At 32.8% G+C, this 26,133-nt stretch carries 27 protein-coding genes; 16 read left to right on the forward strand and 11 right to left on the reverse strand.

The features are described 5' to 3' along the window. Window positions 1–288: 288 nt before the first annotated feature. The 3 genes from typA to MTP08_RS07665 all read right to left on the reverse strand — a co-directional run bounded on the left by typA (window position 289) and on the right by MTP08_RS07665 (window position 3,339). A complete protein-coding gene (gene typA, locus MTP08_RS07655; RefSeq protein ID WP_209390764.1) occupies window positions 289–2,097 on the reverse strand; it encodes a translational GTPase TypA in 1,809 nt (602 codons plus the stop codon). Between the two features lie 222 nt (window positions 2,098–2,319). Beyond that, a complete protein-coding gene (locus MTP08_RS07660) occupies window positions 2,320–2,868 on the reverse strand; it encodes a type 1 glutamine amidotransferase domain-containing protein (RefSeq protein WP_243575462.1) in 549 nt (182 codons plus the stop codon). Between the two features lie 213 nt (window positions 2,869–3,081). Next, window positions 3,082–3,339, reverse strand: coding sequence for a DUF1294 domain-containing protein (locus MTP08_RS07665; RefSeq protein WP_243575463.1), 258 nt, complete (start codon window positions 3,337–3,339; stop codon window positions 3,082–3,084). 76 nt (window positions 3,340–3,415) lie between these two features. Between MTP08_RS07665 and MTP08_RS07670 the strand changes: the two genes are divergently transcribed. Continuing rightward, entirely contained in the window at window positions 3,416–3,769 is a 354-nt protein-coding gene (locus tag MTP08_RS07670) for a hypothetical protein (RefSeq protein ID WP_243575464.1), read from the forward strand. A gap of 34 nt (window positions 3,770–3,803) precedes the next feature. Here MTP08_RS07670 and MTP08_RS07675 read toward each other — a convergent pair whose 3' ends face one another. The 6 genes from MTP08_RS07675 to MTP08_RS07700 all read right to left on the reverse strand — a co-directional run bounded on the left by MTP08_RS07675 (window position 3,804) and on the right by MTP08_RS07700 (window position 8,735). Continuing rightward, entirely contained in the window at window positions 3,804–4,400 is a 597-nt protein-coding gene (locus MTP08_RS07675) for a Crp/Fnr family transcriptional regulator (RefSeq protein ID WP_243575465.1), read from the reverse strand. Between the two features lie 274 nt (window positions 4,401–4,674). Continuing rightward, complete coding sequence (locus tag MTP08_RS07680; protein WP_209390768.1) at window positions 4,675–5,031, reverse strand: response regulator; 357 nt, start codon at window positions 5,029–5,031, stop codon at window positions 4,675–4,677. A 148-nt stretch (window positions 5,032–5,179) separates the two neighbouring features. Further along, window positions 5,180–6,649, reverse strand: coding sequence for an OmpA family protein (locus MTP08_RS07685; RefSeq protein ID WP_243575466.1), 1,470 nt, complete (start codon window positions 6,647–6,649; stop codon window positions 5,180–5,182). A 554-nt stretch (window positions 6,650–7,203) separates the two neighbouring features. Beyond that, a complete protein-coding gene (locus MTP08_RS07690; RefSeq protein ID WP_243575467.1) occupies window positions 7,204–7,467 on the reverse strand; it encodes a hypothetical protein in 264 nt (87 codons plus the stop codon). A 122-nt stretch (window positions 7,468–7,589) separates the two neighbouring features. Beyond that, a complete protein-coding gene (locus MTP08_RS07695) occupies window positions 7,590–8,042 on the reverse strand; it encodes a ferritin-like domain-containing protein (protein ID WP_243575468.1) in 453 nt (150 codons plus the stop codon). A gap of 96 nt (window positions 8,043–8,138) precedes the next feature. Continuing rightward, window positions 8,139–8,735: a Crp/Fnr family transcriptional regulator gene (locus MTP08_RS07700; RefSeq protein ID WP_243575469.1), complete on the reverse strand. Its 597-nt coding sequence runs from the start codon at window positions 8,733–8,735 to the stop codon at window positions 8,139–8,141. A gap of 189 nt (window positions 8,736–8,924) precedes the next feature. Here MTP08_RS07700 and MTP08_RS07705 point away from each other — a divergent pair, with 189 nt between their 5' ends. Further along, window positions 8,925–9,095, forward strand: a complete 171-nt coding sequence (locus tag MTP08_RS07705; protein ID WP_209390773.1) for a lmo0937 family membrane protein — start codon at window positions 8,925–8,927, stop codon at window positions 9,093–9,095. A 128-nt stretch (window positions 9,096–9,223) separates the two neighbouring features. On the opposite strand, the gene MTP08_RS07710 is transcribed toward MTP08_RS07705, so the two are convergent. Both MTP08_RS07710 and ppk1 read right to left on the reverse strand, forming a co-directional pair. Continuing rightward, window positions 9,224–9,439 (reverse strand): hypothetical protein, encoded by a 216-nt coding sequence (locus tag MTP08_RS07710; RefSeq protein ID WP_243575470.1) that lies wholly within the window; start codon window positions 9,437–9,439, stop codon window positions 9,224–9,226. A 126-nt stretch (window positions 9,440–9,565) separates the two neighbouring features. Further along, window positions 9,566–11,641: a polyphosphate kinase 1 gene (ppk1, locus tag MTP08_RS07715; protein ID WP_209390775.1), complete on the reverse strand. Its 2,076-nt coding sequence runs from the start codon at window positions 11,639–11,641 to the stop codon at window positions 9,566–9,568. A 383-nt stretch (window positions 11,642–12,024) separates the two neighbouring features. Between ppk1 and dnaK the strand changes: the two genes are divergently transcribed. From dnaK to MTP08_RS07785, 14 genes are all read left to right on the forward strand, one after another. Continuing rightward, a complete protein-coding gene (gene dnaK, locus MTP08_RS07720) occupies window positions 12,025–13,917 on the forward strand; it encodes a molecular chaperone DnaK (protein ID WP_243575471.1) in 1,893 nt (630 codons plus the stop codon). 209 nt (window positions 13,918–14,126) lie between these two features. Further along, on the forward strand, window positions 14,127–14,696 hold the full coding sequence (locus tag MTP08_RS07725; RefSeq protein ID WP_243575472.1) for a helix-turn-helix domain-containing protein: 570 nt from the start codon (window positions 14,127–14,129) through the stop codon (window positions 14,694–14,696). Continuing rightward, complete coding sequence (locus MTP08_RS07730; protein WP_243575473.1) at window positions 14,693–15,952, forward strand: site-specific integrase; 1,260 nt, start codon at window positions 14,693–14,695, stop codon at window positions 15,950–15,952. Before MTP08_RS07725 ends, MTP08_RS07730 begins: the two co-directional genes overlap by 4 nt. Then, window positions 15,949–16,779, forward strand: a complete 831-nt coding sequence (locus MTP08_RS07735) for a hypothetical protein (protein WP_243575474.1) — start codon at window positions 15,949–15,951, stop codon at window positions 16,777–16,779. Before MTP08_RS07730 ends, MTP08_RS07735 begins: the two co-directional genes overlap by 4 nt. A gap of 130 nt (window positions 16,780–16,909) precedes the next feature. Then, window positions 16,910–17,248 carry a helix-turn-helix domain-containing protein gene (locus MTP08_RS07740; RefSeq protein WP_243575475.1) on the forward strand — a complete coding sequence of 113 codons (339 nt, stop codon included), beginning with the start codon at window positions 16,910–16,912 and terminating at the stop codon, window positions 17,246–17,248. 7 nt (window positions 17,249–17,255) lie between these two features. Next, the gene (locus MTP08_RS07745) at window positions 17,256–18,413 is read left to right on the forward strand and encodes a virulence-associated E family protein (RefSeq protein WP_243575476.1); all 1,158 of its coding nucleotides are present in this window, start codon (window positions 17,256–17,258) and stop codon (window positions 18,411–18,413) included. Between the two features lie 230 nt (window positions 18,414–18,643). Next, window positions 18,644–19,603 (forward strand): toprim domain-containing protein, encoded by a 960-nt coding sequence (locus tag MTP08_RS07750; RefSeq protein ID WP_243575477.1) that lies wholly within the window; start codon window positions 18,644–18,646, stop codon window positions 19,601–19,603. Window positions 19,604–20,059: 456 nt separating this feature from the next. Further along, window positions 20,060–21,214, forward strand: coding sequence for a hypothetical protein (locus tag MTP08_RS07755; RefSeq protein WP_243575478.1), 1,155 nt, complete (start codon window positions 20,060–20,062; stop codon window positions 21,212–21,214). Window positions 21,215–21,420: 206 nt separating this feature from the next. Beyond that, the gene (locus MTP08_RS07760) at window positions 21,421–21,780 is read left to right on the forward strand and encodes a DUF7674 family protein (protein ID WP_243575479.1); all 360 of its coding nucleotides are present in this window, start codon (window positions 21,421–21,423) and stop codon (window positions 21,778–21,780) included. A 191-nt stretch (window positions 21,781–21,971) separates the two neighbouring features. Then, window positions 21,972–22,349 (forward strand): DUF7674 family protein, encoded by a 378-nt coding sequence (locus tag MTP08_RS07765; protein ID WP_243575480.1) that lies wholly within the window; start codon window positions 21,972–21,974, stop codon window positions 22,347–22,349. A gap of 98 nt (window positions 22,350–22,447) precedes the next feature. Beyond that, window positions 22,448–23,800 (forward strand): Na+/H+ antiporter NhaA, encoded by a 1,353-nt coding sequence (gene nhaA / locus MTP08_RS07770; RefSeq protein ID WP_243575481.1) that lies wholly within the window; start codon window positions 22,448–22,450, stop codon window positions 23,798–23,800. A 67-nt stretch (window positions 23,801–23,867) separates the two neighbouring features. Continuing rightward, window positions 23,868–25,217 carry a sigma-54-dependent transcriptional regulator gene (locus MTP08_RS07775; protein WP_243575482.1) on the forward strand — a complete coding sequence of 450 codons (1,350 nt, stop codon included), beginning with the start codon at window positions 23,868–23,870 and terminating at the stop codon, window positions 25,215–25,217. A gap of 12 nt (window positions 25,218–25,229) precedes the next feature. After that, complete coding sequence (locus tag MTP08_RS07780) at window positions 25,230–25,553, forward strand: YnfA family protein (RefSeq protein WP_243575483.1); 324 nt, start codon at window positions 25,230–25,232, stop codon at window positions 25,551–25,553. 472 nt (window positions 25,554–26,025) lie between these two features. Next, window positions 26,026–26,103 (forward strand): potassium-transporting ATPase subunit F, encoded by a 78-nt coding sequence (locus MTP08_RS07785; RefSeq protein ID WP_120213798.1) that lies wholly within the window; start codon window positions 26,026–26,028, stop codon window positions 26,101–26,103. Window positions 26,104–26,133 lie beyond the last annotated feature (30 nt).

The raw sequence follows: 26,133 nt of genomic DNA on the forward strand, positions 1-26,133 counted from the left end.
AAACTAACAAATGTTAGTTAGTAAAAAACACATAAATATATTTCATGAATACATAGATACTCAACAATTTTATTAGCAAATTATCATTCAAAAACCTTAAAAAATAATGATTAAACACATAATTGAGCATATTTGTTAATATGTGCTAAAAACAGAAATATGTATATTAAATTAGCAAAATTATTTTTATAACATTTCAATTTTAAATAAAAAAGAATTAAAAACACTACTTATAGACATAAAAAAACCCCGAAAATCGGGGTTTGTATATATTAAGAGAAGATGAAACTACGCTTTTGCAGATCTTTCCAATCTCTTTCTTTCTTCTTCTGAAAGAATTTTCTTTCTCATACGGATGAAGTTAGGGGTAACTTCAATCGCTTCGTCAGCTTGGATATACTCCATACATTCTTCTAGTGAGAACAAGATTTTTGGTGCAACACCAGTATCTTTATCTTTCCCGGCTGCACGCATATTATTCAGCTGTTTAGCTTCTACAATATTTACAACCAAATCTCCCGGCTTATTTTGCTCACCGATAATCATACCAGTATAGATTTCTTCACCCGGATCTACGAAGAACTTACCTCTATCTTGTAGTTTGTTGATAGAATATTCTGTAGCTGGACCTGTTCCTTTACTAACTAATACACCATTATTTCTTCCAGGAATTGCTCCTTTGTAAGGCTTATATTCTGTAAAACGGTGTGCCATGATAGCTTCACCTGCAGTTGCAGTCAACATTTGAGAACGCAATCCGATTAATCCTCTAGAAGGAATCTCGAATTCCATGTGTTGCATTTCACCTTTGGTTTCCATAATGTGAAGATCACCTTTTCTCTGAGTTGCCAAGTCGATAACTCTGGAAGCAAATTCTTCTGGTACGTCAACAACCAAAGATTCATAAGGTTCTAATTTCTCGCCATTTTCTCCTTCTTTCAAGATAACTTGCGGTTGACCAATCGTCATCTCATAACCTTCTCTTCTCATGGTTTCAATCAAAACTGACAAGTGAAGAATACCTCTACCAAAAACTAGGAATGTGTTTGCATCATCAGTCTGTTGAACTCTCAATGCCAAGTTTTTCTCTAATTCTTTGGTTAATCTTTCTTTAAGGTGGTTAGAAGTAACATATTTACCATCTTTACCAAAGAAAGGAGAATTATTAATTGAGAATGTCATATTCAACGTTGGCTCATCAATCGCAGTTCTTGGTAATGGCTCAGGATTTTCAAGATCTACAAAAGAATCTCCAATCTGGAAAGCATCAAAACCAACAACAGCACAGATATCTCCTGCCTGAACTTCAGTTACTTTTTTCTTACCAAGACCTTCGAAAACGTAAAGTTCTTTTACTTTTCCTTTCACAATTTTGTCTCCTTCTTGCGCCAAGCCAATCCACTGACTTTCTTTAATCTCACCTCTTGTAACTTTACCAATCGCAATTCTTCCTAAGAAAGAAGAATAATCTAAAGAAGTAATCTGCATTTGAAGATTTCCTTCTTCTACTTTTGGTTCAGGAACATACTGCAAAATTCCGTCTAATAATGGAAGAATATCTTCTGTAGGCTCTAATGAAGTATTGAACCAACCTTGTTTTGAAGATCCGTAGAATGTAGGGAAATCCAACTGCTCTTCGGTTGCATCTAAGTTAAAGAACAAATCGAAAACCTGATCGTGAACCTCATCCGGACGACAGTTTGGTTTATCTACTTTATTGATAACCACTAATGGTCTTAAACCTAATTCTAAAGCTTTTTGAAGTACAAATCTTGTTTGCGGCATCGGTCCTTCGAATGCATCCACCAAAAGGATAACACCGTCTGCCATTTTCAAAACTCTTTCTACCTCACCACCGAAATCGGCGTGACCGGGAGTGTCGATAACGTTAATTTTAACGTCTTTATAAGTAACAGAAATATTTTTTGATAAAATGGTAATTCCTCTTTCTCTTTCAAGATCGTTATTATCCATTATTAATTCCCCACTTTCCTGATTTTCTCTGAAAATGTTGGTAGCATGAATAATCTTATCAACCAGAGTAGTTTTACCGTGGTCAACGTGTGCGATAATCGCAATATTTCTAATGTTTTGCATGAATGATTTTTACGGGTGCAAAATTAATGATTTTTAATGAATTAAACATCAACAATATAAATTAATTAACAAATTAATAATGAATACTTTATTCATTAATTTTAAAAATATGTGATATTTTAAAGCAAAGAGATAATGTTACTGAGTGTTTCTTCAAAATAAAAATAAAAAAAGGTCTAAATCGTATCCGATTCAAACCTTTTTGTAAGAAAGATGATGCAATTATAAAGTTTGCTCGTGATGCTTTCCTTCTTTTATCTCTTCCACCAGTTTTGCATTAAAAGCTGGTAAATCTTCCGGAGTACGGCTGGTTACAAGACCGTTATCTACAACTACTTCACTGTCTTCCCAATCTGCTCCTGCATTTTTTAAATCCTGACTGATTGCTTTTACGGAAGTAAGATTTCTTCCTTTTACAGCACCTGCATTAATTAAAACCTGAGGTCCGTGGCAAATAGCTGCAACAGGCTTATGCTGATTGAAAAAATCTTTCACGAAAGATAAAGCATCTTCATTTGTTCTTAATTGATCTGGATTGATGACTCCTCCAGGCAAAACCAAAGCATCATAATCTGCAGCCGATGCTTCACTTAACGTTTTATCGACCGGATATTCTTTACCCCAGTCTTTTTCTGCCCAAGCTTTAATACTTCCGGATTCCGGACTCACGATATGTGCCGTCCAACCCTGATTTTCCAGGTGTTCTTTTGGTGATTTTAATTCACTTTCTTCAAAACCGTGTGTTACTAAAATTGCAATTTTTTTAGACATAATATTTTATTTTTGGTGTTACTGATTGTTTAATTGAAAAAATAATGCCGAGTAAAGGCTTAAAATGCTAAAAATTTGTTAAAATAAAGTAAGTTTGGGATAAGAATTTATAAAACGTAAAGCTAAATAAAATAATTAAACATTTAATTTACATTAGTTTAAGATAAACCAAGATGTAGAACTTGTCCAAGTATTACGAATTTTTTTGCTACTTCATTGATTATTGATGTAAAGAAATACAACTACAAACTGAACAATGATGATTACACCTATTTTCACTAGAAAAGAAAATTTAGAAATCTTATGATTGAAAATAAATATTCCCAGAACAGAGCCTATAATACCTCCTGCAAGAGTAATCGTAAGAAGTGTAAATTCAGAAATTCTTTGTTGGTGTTTTACAGCTTTTCTTTTATCTAACCCGAAAACTATAAAACTTAAAAAATTGATGATGATTAGAAAATATATCATGACACAAATATAAAATCTATCATTCACATCAGAATCATTGAAAAGAAGATTGCTACATTTGTTCAAAATTCACCTCATGACTGTACAAGATTTAGCGGGAAATTATGCAATTCAGGGAACCAATCAGGAAGAAAACGGAAATACTTATCATGGATTTCTGACTTTAAATATTGATGAAAACAACCGCATTAATGCCCGTTGGAAAATTGGAGACCACATACAGCATGGAAAAGGATTTTATAAGGATCAGATTCTTGTCATCAATTTCAATTATGAGGGCGATGAAAGAAAAATATATAAAGGAGTTGCCGTTTATCGTTTTATCAACATTAACACACTGGATGGATTTTGGTCTGAGAAACACGGAAACCCGCTCTATCTTGGAAGTGAATATTGTGTAAGAATTGCTGAACCTCAATTTTTAAACTGACGAAGATTATTGTATTTTTAATTCAATTTTAAATTCAAATACAGATTTTTCCGTTTGAAATTTTTAATAAATTCTCGCTTTCCAATCTTTTTACGGTCCGGATTACTGTTTCTACTCTTAAGCCAGTAAGACTTGCCAATTGTTGTCTCGAGAAAGGAACCATATAGTTGAAAGGTTCTTGTTGATTATTGTAATACTTTAAAAGCTCGAACAGCTTAATAATTCTATAAGAAGGCTTATTTTCGGAAATCGCACTAAGCATTTTATGCCTGTAAAACATTCTGTCTGCGGTAAATGTCATTAGATTTTTCATCACATCACTACAGCTTTCAATAAGGTTAAAAAAATTTTTTTTAGACATTCTCCAAACCTCTGTTTCGGTAACAGCCACAGCATTTATGCAATAATAATTATCTCCCCATAGAAATGTTTCTGCAAAACAGCTTCCTTCGCCTGGAAGACTGTGTATAAACTCACTCCCGTCGTCTCTGTACGTATTAAGTTTTACCAGACCTTTGGAAATCTGATAATAAAACTTGGGATATGCATCTTCGAAAAAAATGATTTCGCCGGCTTCATAACAATGAATTTCAGCATTATATTCCCTAAGTATATCTTCATCTATAACCATACAATTTCGAAAATTTGTTTACCATAAAATAAATGACTGTAAAGCCTTTTATTTTTAACGAGAGCAAAAATAAGTTTCCTGATATTTAAAATTTATGATTAGCAACATAAAGCTCTATAAACTGAAGAAAAATAAGATTCAATTATAGATACCACACATTGTATGCTTGGCATAATTATTGAAATTTACCAGTTACACCAAATCACATTTTATTACTAAAAAACTTGTCTTTTCTGACAAGTTTTTTAGCATTGAAAAATTTAAATTTCAAAATTTACAGAAATTTCTCAACCATTCTTTCCAGTTTATTAAGATCGAAAGGTTTTGCGATGAAATCGTTTGCCTGAGCGGATTTGGCAAGAGAACTTATATCACTGTTGGCACTGATATATATTACAGGAATATTTCTGTAATTTTCGCAGCTTTTAAGTAGTTTTAAAGCACCAATTCCTCCAATTTCGGGAATCCAGTTATCCATTAATATTAGGTCGGGAGTAAACTCTCTTACTCTTTCTAGGATATCGTGCGAGGTTTTTGAGATTTCAACATCGTAGCCGTTTTCGCCAAATATGATTTTGAAAACATCTAGAATAGATTGATCGTCATCAAAAATTAAAATTCTTTTTTTCATATTCTACATATTTCGCAACAAAAGTACAGCGTAAATAATTCCGTTTATTATGACTGAAACAATGTTTTAATTGAAAAATAATCCTTATATGCAATAGAAAAAAGGCTGTCATTTTTCAATGACAGCCTCTCATGTAGAAGTGATTATTTTATTTTGCCTCAAAATACACTCTTCTATTTGCTCTATTTTTCCATTCAGGACACTTAGATGCAGGGTCGCATTCAGGATATTTCAAATCTTTTTTACCATTTCCTTTCGAGTTCAGCTTAGAAGCTTCTACTCCGTTTCTCACCAAGTAATCTTTTACATTTTTTGCTCTTTTGTCTGAGAGATTTTTATTGTAAGCTTCTGATCCTCTTGTATCTGTTGCTCCGATTACCGTATATCCTCCATTAGAAGAATTAATATAGTTTACAGCATTATTTAAAATCGGTGTATTGGAAGGTAATATTTTATCAGAATTCAAATCAAATTCAATTCCATCCAACTTAGTTACAGATTCTGAAACCGTACCACCTGTATTATCACTAATTATCTGTGTAGGACACCCTTGGTTTTCTACTGGCCCCGGAACAGTAACACATTTATCGTAAAGGTCGATTACTCCATCCATGTCAACATCCAACGCAACTCCGGCTCCGTCTACCCTTGCTCCGGCAGGAGTATCTAACTGTCTGTCCCAGTCATCGCAAACTCCGTCGTTATCTGCATCGCCGCTTTTACATACTTCGATATCTGTAGTTTTAGATTCCAAAACATCCATTTTATAATAGATTTCCTGCAAAGGATCATGCCACATTAAATGAGAATCGTGTTTACCCAAATTAACAGTAAGACCTAAAGTAGTATTGAAGAAATTATCCGATGTCTGTTCTGATCTCTTATTGATAGCACTATACTGATCTCCACCACCATCAAAAGTATCATCTGTTGTTACCACATACATTACTCTACCTTCCAAATCTACGCGGTTACTGATTTTATATTTAAGACCGGCACCTGCCTGTCCAAAAAATGAAAACGCACTGAAAGGTTTAACTTCCGTCATTAATCTCTGTCCGAATTCATCTTTAAGATAAGCTCTGTACGCTAGAGTTCCGATACCGGCATATCCGTGAAGTGCCCATCTGTAAGGAGATTTATTATCTACTCTTCTCATAAGATTGGAAAAATTGATATCTCCCAAAATTGATATTGCATCATACTGAGTTCTTGCACCTTCCTGTCCGTTTATAGAAGCATTTGCTGGAGCAGCATCTTTGGTATTAAACCAACCTTGTCTTGTTTCTCCACGGTCATACTGCAATTTCAAGCCAAATGCGTGAGTAAGAGCTTTGTCTACACTGAAGTAACCGGAATATCCAAAAAGGTTTTTCCCATTTCCGTTTTTAATAGAAGTAAGATCTGCTGACTGCATTAAAGGTACACCCCCACCAAAAGAGATCGACCAATCGTTGAATCTTTTAGAAGATTGTGTAAAACGCTGTACATTGGCTGAACCCGAGCTAAACGTATTAGGATAGTCGGTATTAGAAGACACCGTTCGTAAAGAATCCTGCGCCAAAGCTGCAGTTGGAACTGCTATGGCAAGCGATAAAAGTGCTAGTTTTGATTTCATATAATTTTATTTATTTTGATTTTTATTAAGTAATGTTTTCAGATATAAAAAAATATCTGTTTTAAAAAACTTTAATATAATTATTAAAATTTTAACATAAATCTTGTGCCGTCTACTATTCAATTACTGTACCAAATCAACAATTCGAATAATTTTAATCTATTTAAACAATTAAATACACATAATTAAATAATATTATTTTAAATAAAATAATAAGTAATTAATTTTATTCAAAACATTTTTTTTAAATTTAATTAAGTAAAAATTTGAAATAAATATGAATTTAATAATTACATTAATTGGAAGATTGAGAAAAAAAATTACGACCTAGATAAAAAAAAATATGCAGTGAATCGGACGGAATAAAAATCTGAATATTGTGAGTATTAATAATCTCAAATTTCCATTTATATGTTTGGCAATGACTGAGCATTTGCTGCAAATCGTTTTCTAAGAGTGCTAAAACAACAGATATTTCTTCGGTAGATGAAGTTAAGGAGTGCATATAATTTCATGATTGGTATTTTTGCTTTGCAATCGGTATGCCATATCCTTTAATGATCTCTGAAAACCTTTATAGAATCGTCAAAATAAATAAGTGAAACTTCAATAGCTGAGTCGAAATCCATAGAATGAAAATTTTCGGAATTGTTTTCATCTTTCTTATCAGAATCGAATAATTTTATATCAAAGGGATTTCCTGTAACTATAGCCGGCTTACCTTCAACAACTTTTTTCTTTTTATAAACAACTCTTACAATTTTTATTTCATTACTATGATTAATAAATTGTTCTTTAAGGTCTGATGTTAATTGCATAATATTTTAATATAAAACATAAGGCTGCGAGAATCTAAAATATATTTTTTACGCAACCTTATGCCATTGGTACTAAAAGTGAAGATTTCACTTGAAAACTGTATGAAAAATTGTTTTAAAATTTAATTTTTCATTTCATTTAAATTACTGAATTTACTGTAAGAAGATTTAAGATGATGGAGTTGGTCGCTCACCACTCTCGAACTTTCCGGACAAAGATCTCCGCTGTCTAAAGCATCCTGATAAGCATCTATTGCAGCTTCTTCTCCAAACACAACATTTTCGAGTGTTGATTCTGCTTTATCTCCTGAAAAAGAATTTTTCAAATCGATCCAGGCTCTGTGAATTGCCCCTGCTGTACTCGTAGTATTGTCGGGATCTCCTCCTCTCTGTGTGATAAGACTCATCAGTTCTGCTTTCATAGTTTGAGACTGATTAACCATTTCATCGTAATCTGATTTTAATGGAGAATAAGTATCCCATACTTTGTCTTCCACTTTAGAAAACCCTTCAATTCTGTCGTTGGTAATGTTCAGTAAATCATTAAGTACTGAAACTGTTTTTTCGTTTTGCATAAAAAAATATTTTGTGATGTGTCTATTTTCTTACAACGACCATACCATTACCAACATAATGAACTGAAAACGTTCGTTCTGTGGTACATTTTACATTTATACAAAAATTTTACGGTTGATAATTTTCAGGAAATTTTCTTTTTCGAGTTCTTTTACGGTTCTAATGACTGTTTCTACACGCAATGCAGTAAGTGATGCCAACTGCTGTCTTGTTAATGGAATTTCATATTCGAATTTTTTAGCATTTTCATTATAACTTTTATAATAATCTAATGCCCCTTTAATTCTTACGGATGGTCTTAGCGAAGAATTATTATCTAACATAATATATTTGTAATACAACCTCTCCGAAAGAAATTTATTCATATCTCTGGAGATTTTAGGATGGTCGTCCAAAAGCTTTTCAAACTGAGCTTTAGGCAACTTTAGTACGGTACATTTTTCGAAAGTTATAGCATTTACAGGATAAGTTTTATCTATAAACAACAAAAGTTCGCAAACACTTAAACCTTTTTCAAGGATGGCAAAAATAAGCTCTTTTCCTTCTTCATTATAATTATTAAGTTTAATTCTCCCCTCTACAATCTGATAATAATTCTTGGGCTTATCCCCTTCACTAAATATAACATAAGATGAATCGAAAACTTCTGTTTCGGCTCCATATTCTTTTAAAAGTTCTTCAGAAATAAGCATAATTGTAATTTTTAGGTGAATAATCATGTAAAACCAAATAAAATTCAACAACAATTATTCCAAGAATTTTTAACGACAAACCAATAAAAACAGAACTTATTTTTATTTTTTTTTACTTTTTTTAATACTTTTTTAACAAAAGGCACAATAAGTGCATAATAAAATTCAACCAAATAAAAAAAATATATTATGAGAAGTATTTTATGGCTTGTAGCCGTTATATGTATTATTGCGTGGCTTTTGGGAATGCTTGGGGTAATTCCTGGGATGAATACCGGAAGTTTAATTCATGCTCTATTAGTAATTGCCGTTATAGTGGTAGTTATCAATTTACTTACAGGAAGAAAACCTTTGAATTGATAACTTCATCAACAGTCTTAAAAAATAAAAACAGCTTTTGAAAGCTGTTTTTTTTTGTTGATATACACAAAAAAAGAGAGCCTTTCGTGCTCTCTCTATATTTTATAACAGCTTATTTTGCTTTTAAACTATTGATAAACTGCCTGATTGGGAAAAACATTCAATCCTTCAACTTTATCATTTGAAGTGTTGAAAATAATCTCTACTGTAAAATGCGATAATCCATAAAGCACATATTTTAAAGAGTCTAAAACTCTTTCATTCATTACTTTACCTTCATTAATAGCAATATTCCACTGGGTTTGGTTGGGTAAGTTTTTAAAATCGTAGAAAGAAATATTCATAGCTGTTAAATTTTGTTAATTTATATTGCTACATATACAATTTCTTTACCAAAATATTATCAAAACTACACCTCAATAAACTTTAACATTTAAATTTTCCAATGATAATTAATAATCCCAATACAATTAATTATTTTGATATTTTTTAGCTTTAAGATATTTATAGGTTTCAATTTGGGATCTGCATTCCTCTTTATGATTATTTAAATATTCATTCCTAAGATTTTTATCTAAAATTCTGGCTTTTACATTATCCCTCAACTGAATATCGAGAATATCTTTCAATTCTTTTTTCAGACTTTTATTGGTAATTTTTGCCGCAGCTTCTACTCTGTAATCTAAATTTCTGTTCATCCAGTCCGCTGAAGAAATATACATATCTTCTGCCCCTTTGTTGTAAAAATACATTACTCTTGCGTGTTCCAGATACTCATCAACAATACTAATGGCTTTTATCTTCTCTTTAAAATCTTTTTGATTAACCGCGCAGTAAATTCCTCTTACAATCATTTTTATCACCACCCCTGCTTTTGCCGCTTCATAAAGTTTGGTAATTAAAACCTTATCACTTACCGAGTTCGCTTTAATAATCATTTCCGCCTTTCTTCCTGCTTTAGCCTCCTCTATTTCTTTATTAATATGGTATTCGATTTTCTCTCTCATAAACTGCGGACAAACCAATAAACTTTTACAGGTTTTAAGAACAGGCAAATAATCTTCTTTAGGTTTTCTCAAAACATTAAAAACCTTATTGATATCTGCCATAATTCCTCGGTCTGAAGTCATAATAAGATGATCTCCGTAGATTCTGGCAGTTTTTTCATTAAAATTCCCCGTACTTACAAATCCGTACTGAAGCGTTTTGTTGTTTGCCCGTTTTTTAATAACGCAAAGTTTGGCGTGTACTTTCTTATTTGGAATTCCAATGAGAACCTTTATCCCTTCCGGCTCAAACATTTCTTTCCACTCGAGATTAGACTCTTCATCGAACCTTGCCTGAAGCTCCAACATCACGGTTACTTCTTTACCATTTCTTGCAGCGTAAATTAGTGCATTGCTTATTTTAGAATTGCTTGCCAAGCGATATGCCGTAATCTGGATAGATTTTACATCCGGATCCATCGCCGCTTCGCGAAGCAAATCTATCACCGGAGTGTACGTGTGATAAGGAAAAGTAAGCAGAACATCTTTCTTCAAAATAACATCCGTAACCCTTTCTCCCTGAAGAAAATCGGGATGTGTGAATGATGTTCTTTCAACAGGTTTCTCATATTTCTCGAAAACATCCGGAAAATCCATAAAATGTTTAAAATTATGTATTTTTCCACCCGGAATAATGCTGTCTTTTTTGCTTAAATTCAGTTTTCTAATGAGTAATTCAAGCAATGCCTTATCCATATCTTTATCGAAAACGAATCTTGTAGGCTTTCCTTTCCTTCTGTTTTTGAGACCTTTTTCTATTTTTTCGGCAAAATTGGTTCGGATATCATTATCCAAATCCATTTCGGCATCTTTGGTTACTTTAAAAGCATTTGCAGCGAAATCATCATATCCAAAATAAGAGAATATATGCGGAAGATTGAAGGTTATAACATCTTCCAAAAGCATCACATTTTTTTCCTCTGGATTTTCTGTTGGGAGTAAAACAAACCTTCCCACAAAACGTGACGGTATTTCTATAATTGCATAATTGCTTTGATAGTTCCAGTCTTTTTTTCTCATAGCAACGCCCAAATAGAGACTTTTATCTCTCATATAAGGCATCGGAGTATTTTCATGAAGCAAAATGGGTATCACGTTAGACTCTACCACTTCATCAAAATATTTTCTTACAAATTCTTTCTGTTTAGGCGTTAAATTCTTTGCAGTCTTAATAAAGACATGATGTTCTGCCATTTCAACCTGAATTTTCTTCCAGGTTTTATCAAAATCTGCCTGTTGTTTAATGACAATTTCATTAATTTTCTGAAGTATTTTAGAAGGTGGCTGATAAAAAGATTCGGCAATTATTTTTTCTTTAAAATCCATTGCTCGTTTTAATCCGGCAACCCGAACTCTAAAAAACTCATCTAAATTATTGGAAAAAATTCCTAAAAACCGAATTCTTAAATGTAAAGGAACATTTTCGTCCATTGCTTCCTGAAGAACTCTTTCATTAAAGGCAAGCCACGTAATATCTCTGGGATTGAAATGTAAAGACATATTGATAAATAATAGTTCTTCAAAAATAAACAATATCTTACAAAAAGCATATTACTTTTTATTAATAAAGCTTTTTCAAATCCCAACTTATACTTTTTCATTAATCTTCCGTTACAATCTGAAGCATAAGAAAAACAAAAGTGACAAAAATGATTCAAAAAACACCATTATTACCCCGTAATATGTCAAAAGTATGTTTTTCAAAGAATGTATCAATATTATTAAAACCGCTTACTAATGCATTCAAAGTAAGGTTGAATATTATTTCCATACAAAAAAACATTTTAAACATGTCAATTTGTCACAAAAAAATGAATGGTATAAATATTGAGAAAATGAGATTGTAAATTAAAATTTAAAAAATTAGAAAAAATATAAATATTATGAGTAAAATAATTGGAATCGACTTAGGAACAACAAACTCTTGCGTTGCAGTAATGGAAGGTAAAGACCCTGTTGTTATCCCTAACGCAGAAGGTAAAAGAACAACGCCTTCTATTGTAGCATTTACAGAAGATGGTGAAAGAAAAGTAGGTGATCCTGCAAAAAGACAAGCAGTAACTAACCCTACAAAAACGGTTTATTCAATCAAAAGATTTATCGGAACGCACTTTAAAGATGATGCTTCTGAAATTACAAGAGTACCTTATAAAGTAGTTTCCGGACCAAATGATACTGTAAAAGTAAAAATTGACGACAGAGAATATACGCCACAGGAGATTTCTGCAATGATTCTTCAGAAAATGAAGAAAACTGCTGAAGATTATCTTGGACAAGAGGTAACAAGAGCAGTAATTACTGTTCCTGCTTACTTTAACGATGCTCAAAGACAGGCTACTAAAGAAGCTGGTGAAATTGCAGGTCTTAAAGTAGAAAGAATTATCAACGAGCCAACTGCAGCTGCATTAGCTTACGGTCTCGATAAAAATCATAAAGATCAAAAAATCGCAGTATATGACCTTGGTGGTGGTACTTTCGATATTTCCATCCTTGATTTGGGAGACGGTGTATTTGAAGTATTGTCTACAAACGGTGATACGCACTTAGGTGGTGATGACTTCGATGATGTGATTATCAACTGGATGGCGGATGAATTCAAAGCGGAAGAAGGTGTTGACTTGAAATCTGATGCAATCGCATTACAAAGATTGAAAGAAGCAGCTGAAAAAGCTAAAATTGAATTATCTTCTTCTCCTCAAACTGAAATCAACCTTCCATATATCACGGCTACAGCTACAGGTCCTAAACACTTGGTTAAGACTTTAACTAAAGCTAAATTCGAGCAGTTATCAGCTGATTTGGTAAGACGTTCTATGGAGCCGGTTGCAAAAGCGTTGAAAGATGCAGGTTTGTCAACTTCCGATATCGACGAAGTAATCTTGGTAGGTGGTTCTACAAGAATACCAATCATCCAGGAAGAAGTAGAAAAATTCTTTGGTAAAAAACCATCTAAAGGTGTAAACCCGGATGAGGTTGTAGCGATTGGTGCAGCTATCCAAGGTGGGGTTTTGACAGGTGATGTAAAAGACGTTCTTTTATTAGATGTTACACCACTTTCTTTAGGTATCGAAACGATGGGTTCTGTTTTCACTAAATTAATTGAAGCAAACACAACCATCCCAACTAAAAAATCTGAGGTTTTCTCTACAGCGTCTGACAATCAGCCTGCAGTAAGCATCAGAGTTGGACAAGGAGAAAGACCAATGTTCAACGATAACAAAGAGATTGGTAAATTTGATTTGACAGATATTCCACCAGCTCCAAGAGGAGTTCCTCAAATCGAAGTAACTTTTGATATTGATGCGAACGGTATCTTGAGCGTTTCTGCTAAAGACAAAGGAACTGGTAAAGAACAAACAATCAAGATCCAAGCTTCTTCTGGTCTTTCTGACGAAGAAATCGAAAGAATGAAAAAAGAAGCTCAAGAAAACTCTGCAGCCGATGCTAAGAGAAAAGAAGAGGTTGAAGTTTTCAACAAAGCTGACGGATTGATCTTCCAAACTGAAAAACAATTGAAAGAGTTTGGTGATAAATTGTCTGCTGATAAAAAAGCCGCAATCGAATCTGCTCATGCAGAATTGAAAACAGCTTTTGAAGCTAAAAATGCTGATGATGTAAAAGCTAAAACCGAAGCTCTGGATGCAGCTTGGATGGCAGCTTCTGAAGAATTGTATGCAGCAGGTCAACAGCCAGGTGCAGATGCAGGAGCACAATCTCAAGGTAATGCCGGCGGAGCAGATGATGTTCAGGATGCAGATTTTGAAGAAGTGAAGTAAGTATTGATTAACATCAAGTAATAATAATTAATAAATCGCTGTAAATGTTATATTTGCAGCGATTTTTATTTGTTTCTATTTTTTATTTACATTCAAATTTTATCGTTTTTTATTATATATTTGTACCATATTTGTAACGCGCGTTAATTAGCGATAATGTGCGCTTTATTATGTCTTAATTAGTCTTATTCGATACTTAAACTGATACTATGGGCTTTAGTAAACTAAAAATACCTAAGATTTGTGAGTTTTGTGAAAAACCGTTTGAAGCAAAAACAATAACTACAAGGTTTTGTAGTAAAGCTTGTGCTGACAAATCTGGAAAGAGACAAAAGCAGTTACAAAAGGCTGCTGAGCAGAAACAATCAATTTTAGAGAATTCTAAAAATAAAATTGTTGAGATTCAAACACGTCCGTATATTTCAATTACAGAAGCAACTATTCTTTTTGGAATTTCAAAAGATACTCTTAGGAGACTTATAAAGAATGAGATTATACCTGCCCATAATTTTGGACAGAGATTGACAAGAATAAGCAAAGAACATTTGGAAAAAATGTTTACAGCTGTAGAAATTCCGAAAGAAAAAGAAGCAAAGCCTGAAAAATTGAATTATACAATTGAAGATTGCTATACACTTTCCGAAGTGAGTGATAAATTTGGAGCTAATCCATCAACGGTAAGCAGCGTAATCAGGAAATTTAGTATTCCTAAAAAGCAGGTTGGTAATTTTGTCTATGTGCCGAAAGAACAAATTGATAAAATATTCGCTGGAAAATGAAACAACTATCTAAAACAAAAGTAACCGTAAGACTTCGCAGAGCAGAAGACCGGAAAGAATGGTACGTTTATATAGAAAGTTATCCCGTACAAATTTCCGGAAAGAAAACACCACAGCGTATTCGTGAATATTTGAACAGAAGTGTTACAACGGTGGAATGGGACAAGAAAAGAACTGCTCGAACAGATTCAACAGGAACAAAAACGTACAAACCGAAACGTAATGACAACGGGGTAATCATTTGCAAAAGTGAGAATGACCGTGAAGTAATGCTATATGCGGATGGAATCCGAAAACTTCGTCAACGAGAATATGATAATGTAGATTTATACAGTGATTCTGAAAATTTGTTAATTGGGCAAAAAGAAAAAAGTCAGAAAAATTTTATTGAATACTTTGGTAAAGTAGCATCTAAAAGACACGGAAAAAATTCAAGCTCTATCCTAATCAATTGGGAACGTACGATAGAATTCTTAAAAAACTTTGCAGGAGATGAATTGATGTTTTCTCAAATAGACAATAAGATGGCTGAAGGTTTTAAAAACTTTCTTCTATCCGCCCCTTGTGGAGGAAATAAAAAAGGGACTATTTCCAACAATACTGCAGCAACTTATTTTTCAATTTTTAAGGCGGCATTAAAGCAAGCATTTATTGATGGATATTTATTGGTTGACTTATCTTCAAAGATAAAAGGCATTCCGGAACAGGATTCAAGAAGAGAATATTTGACTATTGAAGAACTTAATATGTTGGTTGCAACTTCTTGCGAAAGAGACGTCCTTAAAAGAGCAGCACTTTTCTCAGCACTTACTGGATTACGTCATTCCGATATTCAAAAGCTTCGATGGAAAGAAATCAGCATAGAAAATAATGTGGTTAGACTAAACTTCACGCAGAAGAAAACTAAAGGTGTTGAATATACTCCCATTTCTCAGCAAGCTTTTCAACTTTGTGGAGAACCACGACAACCTGAACAATTTGTATTTGAAGATTTGCCAAATCCTTCCTGGATTTCAAGACCTCTTAAAAAATGGATTGAGAAAGCTGAGATAAAAAAGAATATTACTTTTCACTGCTTCCGTCATACTTTCGCCACCTTGCAGTTATCAAATGGTACAGATATTTACACAGTCAGTAAAATGCTTGGTCATACCAATGTGAAGACCACACAAGTCTATGCAAAAATAGTTGATGAAAAGAAAACTAAAGCTTCAGAAGCTATACAGTTGGCATTTTTAAAGAATAAGTCAGAATGAAAATAAAATACTTTGAAAATATTTTAAAATATTTGCCGGTCTTACTGGTTTGTATTTTTATTGGGCTTTTAGGACGGGAGCATTTTATCAAAAAAGGAGCAGATGAGTTTACGGTTAATATGATTTTTTGGATTTATGTTGGGTTAGGTATTTTAATTTTTGCAATTCTCAATTTATTTCTTGACCCCATTGTTAGTTGGCTGTTAAAGCGTTTTTCCAAGAATGTAGAATCTGAGTTAGTTGAAAAGCAAGAATCTGATTCCAAGAATCTTCATATCATTACATCTACGGAGAATTTTAAATTGAATGAAGAACCTTTGCAAACTATTCAAAATTCTATTAAAAAAGAAAATCCAAATTTTGAAGTTGTAAATGAAATATCCCTTACATTGGAGGAAAGTGAAAAAACAATTGAACTTTCTGATATTGAAAAAATAAGAAGTCAAGCCAAATCTAAAAATGAAGAAATCCTTCAGGAAAAGTTAGATTTTATAATGCATTACACAAAAGAAAAATTTGCTCCGCATTCAGAAGATGAAGAAATCAACAAGTTATGCATCTATTTAGTTGAATTTCTTAGAGATAGCAAGTTTGATATTTTAATCCCTTTAAAAGTAAATAATCTCAAAACTATTGATTTAATGCATTTTGGGTGGAATGTATGGAATCATTATAGAGGAAATAATCAGAGAAAGGATGTTGCTAAATTTTTGAAAATAGTTTTTTCTGAAAATTTTAAAGAAATGGAAGAACCAACAATAGAAAAATTGCTTACTTCAAGAAAAGAAGAAGGAGTAATTAAAATTGAAAATAATATGCTTCAATAAAGAAAATAGCAATTAACATTAAGCAGAAAATTGGTTATGATATTAATATGATTTAGTCATTTTTAATCATACAAAAAACATACATAGAACATAAATTATCATTGCACCATAACAATCATAAACGATACTTATGGATGCACAAGAAATCAATTTTGAAAATCTGCCAAAAGCAGTCGCACATTTGGTAAATGAAATTGCCGAAATCAAATCAATTGTAGAAAAAAGACAAGTTCCGGCAATTCCTACCAAGAAAATTCCTATTGACATTTCCGAAGCGTGTAAATTAATAGGAAAAGCCAAACCTACGATTTATACGCTTGTTCGTGAAAGAAAAATCCCGTGTTACAAAAACGGTAAAAAACTCTACTTTTTTGAAGATGAACTTTTGGAATGGATTTCTAAAGGGAAGAAGAAAACCTTATTGGAAATAGAATCAGAAGCTCTGAAATATCATAACCGAAATAGATAAGTTGGTTATGAACGAACAAAAATTCTTGTATCAGTCTGATACTCCTTCAAAAACAATTTACGATCGAGCGATGAAATATTTGGACGAAAAATACAATATTCGTTTTAATACTATTGCTTTGGAGTTGGAAATTCAATTGAAAGAACAGAATGAAACTTGGTCTGTTCTCAATATCAATTCCTTACTTATAGAATTGGCTCAATCGGGTATTGAGATTAATATGAATAAGCTGGAAATTCTGGTAAGAAGCCATTTGATTCAGCAGTATAATCCGATTCGAGAATATTTTGAAAGTTTAGAAACTTGGGATGGTAAAGATTATATAAAGGATCTCTGTCGATATCTCAAAACTAATGATGATGATGCATTCCTTTATCATTTTGAAAAATGGTTAACAAGAGCAGTTTTGTGTTCGCTAATCAAAGGATATGTCAATAAGCAGTCATTGGTTTTAGCGTCACATCAAAATTCTGGGAAATCCTCTTTTTTACGGTTTTTAATTCCGCCCAAATTAGAAAATTATTATACTGAAAATATTTCCATTGACAAAGACGGTATTATTTCTATTTGTAAAAATTTGATTTGCAACCTTGATGAATTGGCGGTTTTATCTAAATCCGATGTTAATACTTTGAAATCTTTCATTTCAAAAAGCAGTGCCAATATTAGACTTCCTTATGCAAGAAAAGCAGAATTTTTGGAGCGGATTTGCTCATTTGTTGGATCTACCAATAGGACTGATTTTCTAACCGATGAAACAGGAAGTATTAGATGGTTGATTTTTGAGGTACATTCTTTTGATTTTGAATATTCCAAAGAAATTGATATTGATAGAGTCTGGGCTCAAGCATATTTCAATGCTTTTGAAAGAAAAAATTATAATTCCGAATTGACAGTAACGGATATCACCGAAAACGAAAAGCGAAACGAAAAATATGCACAAGTTTCAATGGAGCAAGAGCTTATTTCTGCTCATTTTGAAAAATCTGAAAAAATCGAAGAATTTCTTACGGCAACAGACATTATGTTGGCAATGAATAATGCATTAGGATTACGATTGAATAATATAAAAATTGGAAAAGCACTCACCAGTTTAAAATATCAAAGGATGAAACATCCTAAACTTCAGGTGTATGGCTATCTCATTAAAAGAAAGCCTGAATGAAATGACTTACCAAAGTTACCAAGTTACCTTAAAACTTAAAATAGTCTAGTAATCAACGACTTATTGAGGTAATGATATTTTAAAATAGTTACCTAAAACTACCTAAATGAAAAATTATGGTAAGAAGGTAAAGAAAGGTAATTGTAAAAATATACCTTAAAATATTATTAATCAATGAAAGGGTAATTAGGTAAGAATATTTGAAAAATAATTACAAAACATATTACAGTATGAACTGCAAACAATTTAACAGCCTATCGTTGGAAGAAGTCCTCCAAAATCTCGGACACCTTCCCACGAAACAAAATGAAAAAGAAGCTTGGTATCACAACCCTTTTGCCAGCGAATCCCAAGCCTCTTTTAAACTCGATAAAAGACAAAATGTATGGTATCTCCATTCGGAAGGAATTGGTGGTAACAATACCGATTTTATGCAGAAATACTTAAATGCTTCAATACAGGAAGTTCTGAAATGGGCTGAGAAACAAAACTTTTCTTCTTTTCAACCGCAGAGCGCCATTCAAAAGCAAAACAATACTAAGCCGAATTATCAAATCACTGAAATCATAGAACTTCAAAATGAGCATTTGAAAAACTATCTTTTACAAAGAGGACTTTCGGAAATGGTCTTTCCATTTGTAAGGGAAGTACATTTCCAAATGGGAGAAAAAAAACTGTATGCTGTAGGTTTTCAAAATCTTTCCGAAGGTTGGGAACTCAGAAATTCATTTTACAAAGGAGCTGTTCTTAAAAAAGATATTTCAATAATTAATCTCAATGACAATGCTCAATATAAAAATCATAAAAACACGAGTGTTGCGGTCTTTGAAGGCTTTATTGATGCCTTGTCTTTTTTAGAAATGCAGAAATCCTATACAGGAGATTTGCTCATAATGAATTCCATTGCACTTTTGAATAAGACAAAAGAGCATTTGAAACAATATTCCGAAATCCATTTGTTTTTAGATAATGACCTTTCCGGAACAAAATGCAAGAACGACATTTTGAAAAACTTTCCCCAAGCGAAAGACCATTCTGAAATCTATTCGGCCTATAAAGATTTGAACGAATATATGGTTGAACAGATTAAAATGGGAATGGAGGAGAACTACGAAAAAGAGAAAAATAATCTGCAACAAAAAGAACAACAAGAAAATCAACCTACTCAAATATACAGAAGGAAACGCTGATAGGCACACGCTTTTTACCAACTATATGCAAAAGTTAGGAGCTCATTCGCAACTTTGAAGGTCGGTTCCCTCCCAACAAAGTTGCTGCTTCGCCCTGCGGGGCTTCAATGTGGGTAAAACAGATACACGCTATATGATAAATCAGATTGAAATTACTGTAAATATTTTTAAAACGATTGAATATCTCCGATAATTATTTTGTGTGAGTAAAATGATACAAGCTTTTGCTTTATGTGCGTAAAATAGCTACACACAATTTCAAAATGTGGGTAAAATGAATACAGACTTTCGATTTACCTGAGTAAAATAACTACACACAATTTCCCAACGTGTGTAAAATAGATACAGCTTCCTCACAAACCTGAGCCTTCGAAAAAAAACTAGAAGAGTTAATAATTACAGAATTATATAATTCAATAAATACATACGATTTTAAAAACACAATACATTATTCAGATGAAGACTTCCATTAATTTCAAAGCCGCTAAATCTGATTCCGAAGTTCACAATTTCAGGAAGAAATCCTTTGATTATATCCGTAAAGATTTGACCCCGAAAAATGAATACTGGATGGAACAAAAAATTGCAGACCGATTGCAAAAAATAGAAGACTACTGTAAAGAAAAATCCGGTAGGAAATTACAGAAAAATGCAATGCCGATTCGTGAAGCAGTGGTTGTTATAAAAGAAGATACAACAATGCTGGAACTTCATAATTTGTCAAAAAGATTAGAAGAAGAATTGAAGATAAGGATTTTCCAGATTGCTGTTCACAAAGACGAAGGACATTACGATAAAGATACCAATGAATGGAAGCCTAATTTTCACGCTCATCTGGTTGCAGACTGGCAGGATTTGGAAACAGGAAAAACTCTGAAACACCAATCATTTCACTATTCCAGAATGCAGGACATTACCGCAGAATGTTTAGAAATGGAAAGAGGAATTTCCAACACCGGAATACAGAGATTGGAAGCTGTTGAATTTAAAATCAGGAAAAAGGAAGAAGAACTAAAAACTTTGGAAGAAAAATACAATGAAATGAAATCAGAGATTGAATCAAAAAAGGTGGAGGAGCTTGTCGTAAAAGAATCAGACTTTCTTGGATTCCAAAAGATAAAAATAGAAAAGACTGTTGAAAACTATAAGAAAGCACTTAAAGTACAAAATACGGAACTTGTAAAAAACAAAACAGAATTAGAATCGAAGTCAAAGCAGATTTCAGAACTAAACATAACAATTGAAAGTTTAAAAAAGGAAATCGATTTTCTAAAAAGCAAAAGCTCTGTTGTATTGACCAACGAAAAAGCTTTTGCTTTTGAAAAGAAAAAATATCTCGATTCTGTACAAAATACATTGGAAAAAGCTATCCGGTTTGAAAAACTTAATCCTAATTTAAAAATTGATAGCCACGAGCAAATGCTTGTGGAACTTAATAGGATTGTAGAAAAAGTTGCATTTAAAAACAATATTCCTCTTGATACTTTCAAAGAGATTTTTAAAGATTCTCAGAAGCTTGCGGATCTATTTACGATTTTACGGTTTTGGGAAAGGAAAATTGACAAATACCAAGAGAACAAAGATATTATAAAAGGAAGGAGATTGCGATAGATTAAAGAATGTTTTATTCGAAAATATATGTTGCTATTTATATATAAATCCACTATCATTTCGATAAAAAAGCCTATCATTTTGCTATACTATTCTAAAAGTGGTAAATTTTAATTGGGCTGTAAAATGTTGGCATATAAATAATTAAAATAATCAAGTTTTAAAAGGAACATCTTTTGGCATCAATGATTCAAATCAAAAATAAAATGAATCATACAGAAGCGATACAAGAGATTATAAAAGTAGCACCAGAATCTAAGGAGGAGTTTCAAGAAGTTTATAAAACCAAAAACTCTTTTATGGTCATCAACGTTTTTACAAAACATATCAAAAATCTTATTGGAAAAGGCGACATCAAGATTTTGTTGAAATCACTTAATAAGATGAACGAGTTGTATAAAAAAGGCGACCAATCTCTAAGGGATGCCATAGAAAATGTCTTTATTTATTCTCTCGACAGTCTAACATTCTCTTGTACTAATGCGTATAAAAACTTGATTTTCTCTAAAATCCCAAAAGATCTATGCAGAGTGTATTTAAAACAAGTTTACAAATCAGGAATTTAAAATCAAAAACAATGAACAGAAAATTAAAATATCAAGACCGTTTTAATCAATGGAAATCAGATACGAAAAGACATAATATGCAAATACTGACTGTAAACTTAGCAGTTATTATTGCTGTTTTTGTGTGTGCTTATATCTTACAACCTTAATGTAAAAGAAGTGTTATTCTTAATAAAAATTAAAAATGACCAATGCAAAGAATTAATCAAAAAAAGACAGTAGAATATTTAAAGCAACTTTATCCCGAAATCAAAAATGAAATTTCGACACTTTCGGAAGGTAATAATTTTGCAGGGATTATGCAGACTACTGTTGACCAGCTAAAAAAACTTTTAGCACAATCAAAAATCCAATCTGTGATTCTCAATGTTAAAAGAATGGATTGGATTTATAACCGTGGGAATTCCTATGTAAGATACATCATAGAAAATATTTTCATCAGGTCTTTTGAAAGTCTGAGACGAAAAGCAAGTCCACAACAATGGAGATTTCTTTATCAGGAAATTCCTTCGGATTTCAAACATATTTACTTCGAACAAATCAGAAAAGACCACAAGCTTTTATCTTAAAAATCCATTGATATAAACGGCTTTTGTGTAAATTAAAAACGGCAAAAATCTGCCCATCATTTTCAAATCAATTATCTTTGTATTAAAGTTGAAAACCAATGGCAGAAAGTAAAAAATACCCTATCGACAATGTAGTAGCTCCAATTCAAAAATTTATACAGCAGGAAAAATCGGGAGGACTCGTACTTGGAATCAGCGTTATATTTGCGTTGATTTTGGCTAATTCTCCATTATCACATTCGTACCATCATTTTTTTGAATATCAATTAGGATTTGTATTAGATGATTCTGTTTTTATGAAGTTCAGCCTTCACCATTGGATTAATGACGGACTTATGGCAGTTTTCTTTTTTGTAGTTGGGCTAGAACTGAAAAGAGAAATCGTTGCGGGAGAACTGTCCAATCTCAGAAAAGCACTTCTTCCGATTGCTGCGGCTATTGGGGGAATGATTGCTCCGGCTATTATTTATTTCTCGCTTAATTCTTCAGGGGAAGTTCGTCACGGATGGGGAATTCCGATGGCAACAGACATTGCTTTTGCATTAGGTGTTTTATTCTTGTTAGGAAACAAAATTCCATTATCGTTAAAGGTTTTTTTGACTGCTCTGGCTATTGTAGATGACTTGGGCGCTGTTTTGGTGATTGCATTTTTTTACACATCAAATATTTCCATATTAAGTTTATTAATTGGCATTGCAATTCTTTTGATAATGTATCTTGGAAATAGGATTGGTATCAGAAGTATTTTGTTTTACGCCATTTTAGGAATTGCGGGTGTTTGGACGGCATTTTTATTGTCTGGAGTTCACGCGACGATTGCTGCTGTTTTAGCGGCATTTACAATTCCGGCAGATGTGAAAATAGCTGAAGATAATTACATCGGAAAGATTCAGAAATATCTTAATAAATTCAAAGATGCTGATTCTGATAATACCACGCCTACACTTACAAATGAGCAACTACATATTTTGGATGAAGTAAAAAAAGATACCAATAAGGCAATACCGCCTTTACAACAGTTGGAGCATTCTATGCACCCTTTTGTATCATTTTTTATCATTCCTATTTTTGCTTTGGCTAATGCAGGAATTTCGGTTTTAGATATCGAACCAGAAAAAATATTCAGTAACAATGTTGCTTTAGGAGTTGCTTTGGGACTTTTAGCAGGTAAGGTCGTTGGGATTGTTGGGTTTTCGTGGCTTTGCGTTAAAATGAGGATTGCTCCTATACCCAGAGGAATGAATATCAGAAATCTTTTTGGTCTTGCGTTTTTAGGTTCAATAGGTTTTACGATGTCATTATTCATTACTTCATTAGCGTTCCAACACGAAGAATATATGATACAGGCAAAAATTGGAATCTTTATCGCTTCTATTATTGGCGGAATTATTGGTTATATCATCCTCAACAGACAAGCAAAGACTTCCAAAAGATATAAGCAGAATATTTGACTTTACAACAATAGAAATTATCAGAAATTTTAAATTATTATTTATATTTAACTCATAATATTGTCAATTGAACACAATTCTAATTATCGACGACGAAGAAAAAATCAGAACATTACTTTCCAGAATTATTAGTCTTGAAGGTTTTGAAGTTTCCCAAGCTTCTGATTTGAAAAACGCTAAAAAACGACTTGAAATGTCAGAATTTGATGTCGTAATCAGTGATGTCAAACTTCCTGACGGAAGTGGTGTTGAGTTCTCCAGAATCATCAAAGAAAAACATCCTGCAACCGAAGTGATTCTTCTGACGGCTTACGGCAATATTCCGGATGGAGTTCAGGCGATAAAAAATGGCGCTTTTGATTATATCACAAAAGGCGATGATAACAACAAAATTATCCCGTTGGTGTACAAAGCTGTGGAAAAAGTGGTGCTCAACAAACGTGTTATTCAGCTCGAAAAGCAATTGGGAGACAAGCTTTCTTTTGATAATATTATTGGAAAATCAAAAACCATTCAATCTGCAATTGAGTCTGCAAAAAAAGTAGCAGTTACCGATGCAACTGTCCTTTTAACGGGAGAAACAGGAACAGGAAAGGAAGTCTTTGCACAGGCTATTCATAATGCGAGCAACAGAACCAAACACAATTTTATTGCAATAAACTGTTCTGCTTTTTCTAAAGAATTGTTGGAAAATGAATTATTCGGGCACAAAGCGGGCGCATTTACTGGTGCAGTAAAAGATGCAAAAGGAATTTTCGAAGAAGCCAATAACGGAACTGTTTTCTTGGATGAGATTGGCGAAATGGCTTTAGATTTACAGGCAAAACTGCTGCGTGTTTTAGAATCGGGAGAATTTCTGAAAGTAGGAGACAACAAGCCTACGAAAGTCAATGTGAGAATAGTAGCGGCAACCAACCGTGATTTACAGAGTGAAATCGAGAATGGTAATTTCCGAGAAGACCTTTATTACCGTATTAATATTTTCAATATTCAGCTTCCTCCGCTTCGTGAAAGAGTGATTGATATTGAGGATTTGGCTAAATATTTTTTAATTAAATTCAACAAAAAAGCTGGTAAGAAAAAGTCTGCCATTTCTCCAGAATACCTCGAAGCTTTGAAACAACATTCCTGGAAAGGAAACATCCGTGAACTTAGAAATATCATCGAAAGAAGCATTATTCTAAGTGATAATGAAGAATTGAAAGTTGAAAGTTTACCAAGTGAATTTCAAATCTCAAACAACAACCAGCAACAATCAACCAAGCCTTTATCAGCATTTGAATTGGCGAGTGCAGAGAAAATTCACATCCAAAAAGTTCTGAATTACGCCAATGGAAATAAGACGAAAAGCGCAGAATTACTCGGAATTGCATTGACTACTTTGTACCGAAAAATAGAGGAGTATCAAATTAAATAAAAGCCTATGTCAATGATAAAGTCAATATTGATTTTCGTTCTTGCCGGACTTTGTGAAATTGGCGGAGGTTATCTCATTTGGCTTTGGCTAAAAGAAAACAAACCTTGGTGGTACGCTTTGATAGGTGCTTTTATCCTGATTCTTTACGGTGTTGTTGCAACATTACAACCTGCCAATTTTGCAAGAACATACGCAACTTACGGAGGATTTTTTATCGTGATGTCGATTCTTTGGGCAATGAAGTTTGATAATTATGTTCCCGATAAATATGATATTATTGGAGCAATCGTTGCGCTTATCGGTGTTTTTATCATTTGTTATGCACCAAGAAGTTGATTTAAATTAAATTATTTAAAACTAATATCAATTCCGATTTATTTAAAAGTTGACAATAAATAGCTGTAAAATTCACTTGGCACATAGCCGATTTCTGTAATTACCATTTTAGAAACCCTTTCAAAACGATAGTAATGACCCTTTCAAAATGAAAGGGTTTTTTGTTTTCAAAAATCTGTACATGATTTTAAATAATTGATATTTAATTATTTATAAAATTATTTCCCATCTGGAATCCGATTTGACCATATTCTGGCATAATATAGAAAATGTAGGTTATGCAAAAATGGAAAATCAGAATGTACAGGAGACTGAAACCCTGGCATCTATTAGCAATCCTTTATGGATCTATTATATTCTTTGGAATCACATACAGAATCTTTAATCAATAAGCAATGACAATTATTTTAACCCTCACGGGTCTGGTACTTTTTGTACTCTTCTTTTTAACCATTAAATCTTTTGAAAAAATATGACCGCATTATTTATCATCGCCATCGCCGTATTTGCCTATATGTGCTATGTGCTTGTGAAACCCGAAAAATTTTAAAACGACTCAAAAGTAATGAACAAGAAAACC

Origin of the sequence: Chryseobacterium oryzae (assembly GCF_022811665.1) — a bacterium.
Lineage (GTDB): Bacteria > Bacteroidota > Bacteroidia > Flavobacteriales > Weeksellaceae > Chryseobacterium > Chryseobacterium oryzae.

Excerpts from the sequence above, each read along its gene's own strand:
- MTP08_RS07760 (WP_243575479.1), top strand. The coding sequence starts at position 21,421 with ATGAATCATACAGAAGCGATACAAGAGATTATAAAAGTAGCACCAGAA.
- MTP08_RS07740 (WP_243575475.1), top strand. The coding sequence starts at position 16,910 with ATGGATGCACAAGAAATCAATTTTGAAAATCTGCCAAAAGCAGTCGCA.
- MTP08_RS07730 (WP_243575473.1), top strand. The coding sequence starts at position 14,693 with ATGAAACAACTATCTAAAACAAAAGTAACCGTAAGACTTCGCAGAGCA.
- MTP08_RS07695 (WP_243575468.1), bottom strand. The coding sequence starts at position 8,042 with ATGCAAAACGAAAAAACAGTTTCAGTACTTAATGATTTACTGAACATT.
- MTP08_RS07675 (WP_243575465.1), bottom strand. The coding sequence starts at position 4,400 with ATGGTTATAGATGAAGATATACTTAGGGAATATAATGCTGAAATTCAT.
- MTP08_RS07710 (WP_243575470.1), bottom strand. The coding sequence starts at position 9,439 with ATGAATATTTCTTTCTACGATTTTAAAAACTTACCCAACCAAACCCAG.
- nhaA (WP_243575481.1), top strand. The coding sequence starts at position 22,448 with ATGGCAGAAAGTAAAAAATACCCTATCGACAATGTAGTAGCTCCAATT.
- MTP08_RS07765 (WP_243575480.1), top strand. The coding sequence starts at position 21,972 with ATGCAAAGAATTAATCAAAAAAAGACAGTAGAATATTTAAAGCAACTT.
- MTP08_RS07750 (WP_243575477.1), top strand. The coding sequence starts at position 18,644 with ATGAACTGCAAACAATTTAACAGCCTATCGTTGGAAGAAGTCCTCCAA.
- MTP08_RS07670 (WP_243575464.1), top strand. The coding sequence starts at position 3,416 with ATGACTGTACAAGATTTAGCGGGAAATTATGCAATTCAGGGAACCAAT.
- MTP08_RS07660 (WP_243575462.1), bottom strand. The coding sequence starts at position 2,868 with ATGTCTAAAAAAATTGCAATTTTAGTAACACACGGTTTTGAAGAAAGT.
- MTP08_RS07665 (WP_243575463.1), bottom strand. The coding sequence starts at position 3,339 with ATGATATATTTTCTAATCATCATCAATTTTTTAAGTTTTATAGTTTTC.
- MTP08_RS07705 (WP_209390773.1), top strand. The coding sequence starts at position 8,925 with ATGAGAAGTATTTTATGGCTTGTAGCCGTTATATGTATTATTGCGTGG.
- MTP08_RS07700 (WP_243575469.1), bottom strand. The coding sequence starts at position 8,735 with ATGCTTATTTCTGAAGAACTTTTAAAAGAATATGGAGCCGAAACAGAA.
- ppk1 (WP_209390775.1), bottom strand. The coding sequence starts at position 11,641 with ATGTCTTTACATTTCAATCCCAGAGATATTACGTGGCTTGCCTTTAAT.
- MTP08_RS07680 (WP_209390768.1), bottom strand. The coding sequence starts at position 5,031 with ATGAAAAAAAGAATTTTAATTTTTGATGACGATCAATCTATTCTAGAT.
- MTP08_RS07685 (WP_243575466.1), bottom strand. The coding sequence starts at position 6,649 with ATGAAATCAAAACTAGCACTTTTATCGCTTGCCATAGCAGTTCCAACT.
- MTP08_RS07780 (WP_243575483.1), top strand. The coding sequence starts at position 25,230 with ATGATAAAGTCAATATTGATTTTCGTTCTTGCCGGACTTTGTGAAATT.
- MTP08_RS07735 (WP_243575474.1), top strand. The coding sequence starts at position 15,949 with ATGAAAATAAAATACTTTGAAAATATTTTAAAATATTTGCCGGTCTTA.
- MTP08_RS07745 (WP_243575476.1), top strand. The coding sequence starts at position 17,256 with ATGAACGAACAAAAATTCTTGTATCAGTCTGATACTCCTTCAAAAACA.
- MTP08_RS07755 (WP_243575478.1), top strand. The coding sequence starts at position 20,060 with ATGAAGACTTCCATTAATTTCAAAGCCGCTAAATCTGATTCCGAAGTT.
- dnaK (WP_243575471.1), top strand. The coding sequence starts at position 12,025 with ATGAGTAAAATAATTGGAATCGACTTAGGAACAACAAACTCTTGCGTT.
- MTP08_RS07725 (WP_243575472.1), top strand. The coding sequence starts at position 14,127 with ATGGGCTTTAGTAAACTAAAAATACCTAAGATTTGTGAGTTTTGTGAA.
- typA (WP_209390764.1), bottom strand. The coding sequence starts at position 2,097 with ATGCAAAACATTAGAAATATTGCGATTATCGCACACGTTGACCACGGT.
- MTP08_RS07785 (WP_120213798.1), top strand. The coding sequence starts at position 26,026 with ATGACCGCATTATTTATCATCGCCATCGCCGTATTTGCCTATATGTGC.
- MTP08_RS07690 (WP_243575467.1), bottom strand. The coding sequence starts at position 7,467 with ATGCAATTAACATCAGACCTTAAAGAACAATTTATTAATCATAGTAAT.